The 5538-nt window shown below is 41.9% G+C and carries 8 protein-coding genes and 3 pseudogenes; 5 read left to right on the forward strand and 6 right to left on the reverse strand.

The window, feature by feature from the left end; translation table 11 throughout:
- The 4 genes and pseudogenes from ACRPFF_RS10690 to ACRPFF_RS10705 all read right to left on the reverse strand — a co-directional run.
- Positions 1–685: hemagglutinin repeat-containing protein (locus tag ACRPFF_RS10690; RefSeq protein WP_432674643.1), on the reverse strand; the 685-nt coding region annotated here is incomplete at its 3' end.
- 34 nt (positions 686–719) lie between these two features.
- A complete protein-coding gene (locus ACRPFF_RS10695; protein ID WP_411713201.1) occupies positions 720–1193 on the reverse strand; it encodes a hypothetical protein in 474 nt (157 codons plus the stop codon).
- 189 nt (positions 1194–1382) lie between these two features.
- A complete protein-coding gene (locus ACRPFF_RS10700) occupies positions 1383–1838 on the reverse strand; it encodes a hypothetical protein (protein WP_070843107.1) in 456 nt (151 codons plus the stop codon).
- A 10-nt stretch (positions 1839–1848) separates the two neighbouring features.
- Positions 1849–2363: pseudogene (locus ACRPFF_RS10705) on the reverse strand (hypothetical protein); the annotation flags it as partial.
- Between the two features lie 255 nt (positions 2364–2618).
- Here ACRPFF_RS10705 and ACRPFF_RS10710 point away from each other — a divergent pair.
- Positions 2619–3272, forward strand: coding sequence for a hypothetical protein (locus tag ACRPFF_RS10710; RefSeq protein WP_411713200.1), 654 nt, complete (start codon positions 2619–2621; stop codon positions 3270–3272).
- 14 nt (positions 3273–3286) lie between these two features.
- Positions 3287–3535, forward strand: coding sequence for a hypothetical protein (locus ACRPFF_RS10715; protein WP_003680115.1), 249 nt, complete (start codon positions 3287–3289; stop codon positions 3533–3535).
- On the opposite strand, the gene ACRPFF_RS10720 is transcribed toward ACRPFF_RS10715, so the two are convergent.
- Positions 3532–3690 (reverse strand): hypothetical protein, encoded by a 159-nt coding sequence (locus ACRPFF_RS10720; RefSeq protein ID WP_155765808.1) that lies wholly within the window; start codon positions 3688–3690, stop codon positions 3532–3534. The genes ACRPFF_RS10715 and ACRPFF_RS10720 overlap by 4 nt on opposite strands.
- A 27-nt stretch (positions 3691–3717) precedes the next feature.
- Between ACRPFF_RS10720 and ACRPFF_RS10725 the strand changes: the two are divergent.
- The 3 genes and pseudogenes from ACRPFF_RS10725 to ACRPFF_RS10735 all read left to right on the forward strand — a co-directional run.
- A pseudogene (locus ACRPFF_RS10725) lies at positions 3718–3918 on the forward strand (DUF6862 domain-containing protein); the annotation flags it as partial.
- A gap of 468 nt (positions 3919–4386) precedes the next feature.
- Positions 4387–4476, forward strand: a pseudogene (locus tag ACRPFF_RS10730) (adhesin); the annotation flags it as partial.
- A gap of 410 nt (positions 4477–4886) precedes the next feature.
- Positions 4887–5231, forward strand: a complete 345-nt coding sequence (locus ACRPFF_RS10735) for a hypothetical protein (protein ID WP_070713902.1) — start codon at positions 4887–4889, stop codon at positions 5229–5231.
- A 12-nt stretch (positions 5232–5243) separates the two neighbouring features.
- Here ACRPFF_RS10735 and ACRPFF_RS10740 read toward each other — a convergent pair whose 3' ends face one another.
- Positions 5244–5450 (reverse strand): hypothetical protein, encoded by a 207-nt coding sequence (locus tag ACRPFF_RS10740; RefSeq protein WP_118787713.1) that lies wholly within the window; start codon positions 5448–5450, stop codon positions 5244–5246.
- Positions 5451–5538 lie beyond the last annotated feature (88 nt).

Consider the following 5538-nt stretch of genomic DNA (forward strand, 5'->3'; position numbering starts at 1 on the left):
CGTTGCAGTTGCCGGATACGTTCCATGCGGTACCGAGCGCGACTTGGGCGCGGATGCCGCCGCCGCTTTGTTTGCTCTCCTGTTCGACAGTGTCCTGCGGGCTTTCGATATAAAGGGTGCCGCCGACATCGGCGTCGATGCGTCGGGCATGGGCTTGGGCACCGTTCAACACGGTATTGCCCTTGCTGCTGAGCTGCAGTTTGTCCGATTGCAGCAGGGTGTTTTGATGGGTTTGGCTGTCCGAACGGTTTTTGCCTTTGCCGTAGGCGGCTTCGGCATAGATATAGACGCCGGTTTGCGCACCGACGGAAACGCCGACGCCGACTTGTACGCCGGCATTGCGGTTTTTGCCGTCCTGATGTTGGCTGTCTTGGGCGGAGAGCAGCCGGATGTCGCGCGCGGAATCGAGGCGGATGGTGTCGCCCGCAGTAATGTTGCTGCCTTGGACGGTAATGTCGCTCTCGCGGCTGCGGATATTGATGTCGCCGCCGGCTTTCAGGCTGCTTTCGCGGCTTTGGCGGTAGTTTTGGTTTTGTTCCTTGCCGGCGGTTTTAAAGCCGAAACCGGCTTCAACGGACAAGAGGACGGCGCCTTGCTGTCCGTTGTTGCTTTTAAGGGCGTCGGCCACTTTGCCGACGCCATCGGCCAGTTGGTAGGCTTGGGCACCGGCAGCCAGGGTTTGCATAGAAAAAAGATACAAGGCAGCAAGCCGCCTACGCTTACTCGATACTCTGTACGGGAAAAAATATCTTACCCCACGGCATATCGTTTTCTTCAAAGATGCTTTCAAGATGATCGATAAAGGTGGGATTCACGGCATTGTCGTCTTCTGCACTGTTCACTACTTCGGGATCAAAATATTTAAAATAAAATAATTCTCCCTTAGAGGTAAGGTTAATATGTGTAAGCCAATAATATCCCCACCAACGATCAAATTCTTGACTTTTCAAATAAAGATCTGCATCGGGATCATAACGGGCAAGATTCCGGCAATACTCCCAGATGTCTTCATCCGTAATCTCTTTCTGCGGCCAAAATTCCATCCATCTCAAGGTAAACAGCCGGTAAATAATCTCTACTGTTTCCTGCCAATCAATCCCTGAATTGGGAAGGTCTACAGGTTCTGTATCAACAAAAGCTAATTTTCGAAATACATCCTGAATAGCAGATGCTTGTCGTTCATTTATTCTCATAAGTTTACCCTTCTGAAAAAATTAATTAATTTTAACATTGCCTGCCGGTTTGCCTGCCGTTCTTTTTGACTTGTTTTGGGCAGCAAAAAGGGAATTTTTTGTGTTCAAAACCTTCGACTCCGCTTAAAGTCTTGCAGGATAAGGCTTGCAGGGACTTCTAGCCCCTTTTTTGTCCTATATGCCGCTTATTCAATATTTAAAAGATATAATGGGGAATAGTGGATTATTCTCATCCCATGCTACCTCATAATTAACAAATATATTTTTTAATGTTTTAATGAAAGGAATGTTTAATTCAAATTTCTTTCCATTCCACTCTTCAAACGCCTCTGGAATATATTCCTTTATTAAATCTATCCCTTTTTTTGTTAATACAATTTCCCCCTGATACCACACCTCATTATCATTATTAAAAGGACTTTGTTTTGCTAAATTATGGCAAAAGTCTAAAATATCATTTTTCGTTTCAAAGTTGATAGGTTCAAGAGTTGCTAATTGACATATTAATAATCTATATATGAATTCAACTGCAAATTGCCAATCTTTGTTTCCTTGACCATGCGATGCAAAATGCATTGGAAAATAACCATCTAATGCTAAATACTCAAATTCGCATTGAATATTTTCTGCTGTCTCTAAATTCATTAAAACATCCTTATCTAGCAGGGAATTTAAATTTTAACTCTGTTGGCTTGCCTTTTAAATTAATATTTAAGTTATTTGATGTTGGGTTATTAATATCAACAGACGCAGTAGTTCCCTTGGTCATAGAAGCATTACCTGCTGGCCTATACACCACAAAGGTTCCGTCCGGCATTTGCGCTTTCCAACAGCCCACACATTTACCTCCGTATAATTTTTCACCTTCGACTCGTTCCATTAGTGTAGGTTTCCTGCCTAAATATCGACGTGCAAAAGCCTCGGCTGTTTGATTCGGATTGTCTGAAGAGGACATTTCTCTAGCAGCGCCGGGTTTTCCTTTTTGTGGCGCCCAGGCAGGCGGGTGTGGCCAGACGTTTGCATCCTTTTTAATGCATCAGCCTGCCTTTCTGCAGAAGAAACGGCATTACGTTGGCGTATCTCCTCTATTCTGTTTGGGTTGTGGGATTCGATTTTTTCATGCCGTTGCTGATTAAATCTAGGATTATTTCCACCTATGTTGATGTTATCATTATGATTTCTTCCTGAGGCGGTCGTTAAATTTTGTCTTCCACCACTCCCCTTAATTGCGCGATAAACCTGTCTTGCACCTCCTCCCAATCCTTTCGCTCCTCCTCCGGTAGCAGCAGCAGACATTGCAAGACCATTCATGAAATCCGCATGGTATGCAACCACTTCCTCATCACTTAGTGTATTAATTGGCCTGTTACCTGCCATTTCTTCAATATATCTAAAGGCAACAAATCCTGCGAAGCGCATGTTGTTATGAGTATGCAGCTTCATGTTGTCCTCAATGCAGGCGATGCAGCAGGATTACGTGATTCGATAGAAGTAGATAGAAGAGCTGTAAATATTGCTAATGGGAACTGGGTTCGTGCAGGTTTAGATACATTAGGAGACGTTAGTACGATTTTGGGTATGCGTGCTATGGTTAATCCCAATTCTGCATATTCAAAATTGATGAATTCCGTATTTGCTACACCGAGTAAAACAGGTATGCCTCGGTCTACAACACAGTTAGGAATTGTAGGGAATATTAATGCTCAAACTATTAATCAGGTTCAACAACAAACTGGTATTAAATTAGTTTTTGATAAAACACAACAAATTTGGAAGACTCCTGCTGGATTAGACTATAGCTTAGGTAGTATCCATGGAAATCGCATTAAACATGTACTTGCTCATGCGATTCCAGATCCGAAAAAACGCACGCATACAGTTTTTAATGTTCCCAGAAATCAAATATTGCCATTGATTGATGAAGCTTGGAAAAAAAGAGGACTTCCGGTTTTTGGTGATCCTGGTGCTTATGTAGTTAATATGGGAAGACAGGTAGGTACAAAAGGGGAGACTTTTATACGAATTATTGTAGTTCCTAATACTGGGAAAATTATTTCTGCTTACCCTGCAATAAAATAGATTAGAGATACATTATGAATCCAAAAATATGTCCGCGCTGCAACCAAGGAATATTGTATATTTTTAAATCAAAATACATTTTGAAAGAAATTATTCTATGTGACGAATGTGATGCCATGTGGTTAAAAGGAATGAAAATTACATATGGGGATTATGATAAAGATTTTTATAATTATGAAATATTTATGAATCAAAATGGCGTATCTTCTCCTTGGGAAGAGGAGAATATTTTTTTAACACCTTACTATGAAAATGAACTTTAACGCAGATAATTTTTGGCGCCACCCTGCTGCCCGTCGAAGCCGGTTTCGGCTTTAAATCCGCCGGCAAAGAGCAAAACCAAAACTACCGCCAAAGCCGGCAAAGCAGCCTGAAAGCCGGCGGCAGCACCAACACCAATGCCCTGTTCAATGCGCAAGTAGGGGGCGTGTTGGGGCAGAATGCGGTGGAGAATAATTACTTAACTAGAGAGGAACTCAATGCTCAAGTAGATGCTGCTGTAGCTTGCCGAAAAGGAGATAAGGCAGCCTGCGCGGAACAAAAAAGGTTGGAAAGGCTAAATAAAGAGCGAGATTTGCGACTGCTAGCTGAATGTAATGCCAATATCCGTTCTCCTTTATGTACTCGGTTGAGAAAAGAAGCGGAAGTTGCTATGAGTGGGTTAAGTGCCACTCCATTAAGCAGATTGTTTGATTTTAAAATGGCATTTAATCCCGAAAGAAGGCAGGCTCATAGCGAAGAGTTCGGCAAAACCGATACTGTTGTGTTAATGTCTTACGGCAAATCACCGGAAGAAATTGCCGCCAATGCAAAAATGATGCGGATTGGCAGCGAACTGCTTACCGATATGACGGTTGTCGGAACGATTAAAGATTTCAAACAGGCCGACACGTTTAGAGATTATGCTGTTGCAACTATTTTTGCCATTCCGGGAGTGAAAGTAGCTAAAAAACTAGAAACCGTTCGCGATTTCAGAAAGGCCTACGAAGCTGCCAAAGAAGCGGGGGATTTGCGCACAGCCAAGAAATTGTTTGAATTAGCCAAAGAGGCGAAAAGCTCACCTAAAGTATTAGAAAAACTTGAAAATTCAGTAAGAGATATTAATTATATCAACTCGGACAATGCGGTGAAAGTGGTACGGCCCGACGGAAGCAAACGGGTGTTTAGCAGCCGGGATTGGGAACAGAAGGCATTGCCTGCTCCAACAGCAATGAATGCCAGTAATTCGCCACCTATTTTTTCAACGGGTTCTGTCGTTCAATCAAGAATTAATTTAAAAAATCGTAATTTTAATAATTCTGGTTGGATACATGTTGTTGATAGACATTTACCAGAAGGAGGAGGAACCGGTAGTCAATTTTCTATCTCAAAAAATGAATTAAGAGCATTATTGCAGCATAAAGATGTTGTGTCGGTACCAGTCACACGAAAACGCATATCTATTGAGAAACTTGGTGATGGACACAGCATTTCTCATACAATTTATGAAAGAGTTGTTAAATTAAATAAAAATATTGGATATGACAAATTTAATGGAAATAAACCGACCAATATCATGACCATTCAAACAGACAAATATGGCAATTTAGTAACAACAACACCAGGAAGAATAAAATGAAGAAAAATAGTATTAAAAAATGGACATTAGAAGAAGTTAAGCAATCACTTGATGAATTTAATTGGATTCTACTTAATAATACATTTATTGTTGAATATCTAAAAAAAGAATTTGCAGCTTCAAGTGCATACTGTTTATCTATGCTTCCTGAAGAGGAAGATATATATGAAGTATTGGTAAACGGAAATATTTTGTTAAATTTAGAATTTAATAAACACACAAATGAAATATTTGTTTGCAACACAATTGATATTGATAAATACATAGATTCATTAACTAATGAAGCTGGTAAAAATTTTTTTAGATTGGCAAAAGAAATTGGTAAGCAGCAAAATATCTGATTAAACCTATGGCTAAGAAAGCGAAGCGGATACCATTTCTGCGGTAGGTAGCAGCACGCAGGCAGTGCCGAAGCCGTCGGCAGCCTGAAAGGCAGCGTACGGATAGATACCGGCGGCGCCTACCGCCAAACCGGCAGTGATGTTGCCGCCGCCCGTGACATCGACATTGCCGCCCAAAGCGTCGATATCCGTACTGCCGATAACCACGGCCGCAACCACCAGAGCGAGCGCGACCTTAAAATCGGCACCTTCGCCAAAATTTCCTCACCGCTGATCGATCTGGTCAACGCTGCCGAAGGTGCTGCCA

Origin of the sequence: Neisseria sp. SLRRB23, assembly GCF_050896295.1 — a bacterium.
In the GTDB taxonomy this organism is placed as follows: Bacteria; Pseudomonadota; Gammaproteobacteria; order Burkholderiales; family Neisseriaceae; genus Neisseria.